This window comes from Pseudomonas sp. NPDC085632, from assembly GCF_044541255.1.
Classification (GTDB): domain Bacteria; phylum Pseudomonadota; class Gammaproteobacteria; order Pseudomonadales; family Pseudomonadaceae; genus Aquipseudomonas.
In genome coordinates this window covers 1-1,370 of record NZ_JBITSX010000117.1, presented here as the reverse complement: position 1 = coordinate 1,370, position 1,370 = coordinate 1, and the positions used below count along the sequence as shown (strand labels likewise).

Sequence of the window (1,370 nt, the reverse complement as noted above, 5' to 3'; positions counted from 1 at the left end):
AGGCTCACTCCTACATCTATGGTTACCCCCTTTTCTGCAATACTGTTTTTGATGTCGTGTTTGGCTTGCTTTCATCTATCCGGCGTCTGAGTGGGGTGGCAACCCCGCGCCTCGATGAGAATCGATGCCCAACGATCCTGATTAGTGGAACGGCCTTTCAGCCGTGTAGGAGTCCAGGGTTGTCGTCAGGCCGGTTGGCCGTTCACGTCATCAGTTATCCAGCATCGCAAAACCAGGTGGGTGGTGCTCGGGTGACAGCGGGGTCAGGCGTTCATCGCACTTGGCCCCGCATCGAATTCGGTGTGGTGTGCCGCAATTGCCCAAGCAATCCTCGCCAATTTATTGGCCAGCGCGCAGACCACGTGGTTGGAGTGATGGTGGGTCGCTATCAAATGGCGGACCCACTCCGCCAGCACGCCTTTCTGGCGATCCAGATGCATCAAGTAAACCCGGGCGCACTGGATCAGCAGGCGTCTCTGGTTTCTATCGCCACGCTTGCTGATACCTAACAGTACGGTTTTTCCTCCCGTTGAGTGCTGTTTAGGGACGAGCCCGATCGAGGCCGAATAGCCTCGGCCACATTTGAACTGCTTGCCATCACCCAACTCGGCAGCCAAGGCGCTGGAGGTGATCGGGCCGACGCACGGGATTGTCATCAAACGAGCAGTCAGATCATCTTCAGCGGCTTGGCATTCCAGTTCCTTGTCCAAGGATTTGATCTGTTCGTGCAAGTAGTCGAAGTGGTCATGCATCCGTGTCAGCAGCTTTCTGATCGGATCGGAAAGTGAACTCGCCTCAAGCAACGCAGTGAGCTCGTTGATCGACTTGAACCCCGGAGGCAAGCTGATTCCGAACTCCAGAAGCGCTGCGTGAATCCGATTGACTGTTGCGGTACGGTCTTTGATGAACGAATCACGCGTCGAATTGAGCATGGCCAGCGCCTGCTGAGCCTGTGTTTTAACAGGTACAAAACGCATCGTCGGACGAGTCGCAGCCTCGCAGATCGCCTCGGCATCCGCGAAATCGTTTTTGTTGCTTTTGACATAAGGACGCACCAAGTGCGGCGCAATCAGCTTTGCGGTGTGCCCAAATTTTGCAGCTTGCTGCGCCATGAAGTGAGCGCCACCGCAGGCTTCCATAACTACCGTGCAAGGCTCGAGATTGGCCAAGTGCTGGATAAGTGCCGCTCGAGTGAGTTTTTTGCGGTAAAGCTCATGACCTCGCTCATCCTGAGCGTGAAGATGGAACGATTTTTTACCAAGGTCGATGGCGGCGATAGCTACTTTGTTCATGACAATGGTCTCCGATGGGCCCCTTGCGAAAGCTTAGTGAGCTATCGCAAGGGGCGGCGGGGGTAACCATTTCATTAG

The 1,370-nt window shown here is 55.0% G+C and carries 1 protein-coding gene; it reads right to left on the bottom strand.

What is annotated here, in order from left to right; translation table 11 throughout:
- Positions 1-263: 263 nt before the first annotated feature.
- A complete protein-coding gene (locus ACIF4X_RS29290; protein WP_397484702.1) occupies positions 264-1,292 on the bottom strand; it encodes an IS110 family transposase in 1,029 nt (342 codons plus the stop codon).
- Positions 1,293-1,370 lie beyond the last annotated feature (78 nt).

Excerpts from the sequence above, each read along its gene's own strand:
- ACIF4X_RS29290 (WP_397484702.1), bottom strand. The coding sequence starts at position 1,292 with ATGAACAAAGTAGCTATCGCCGCCATCGACCTTGGTAAAAAATCGTTC.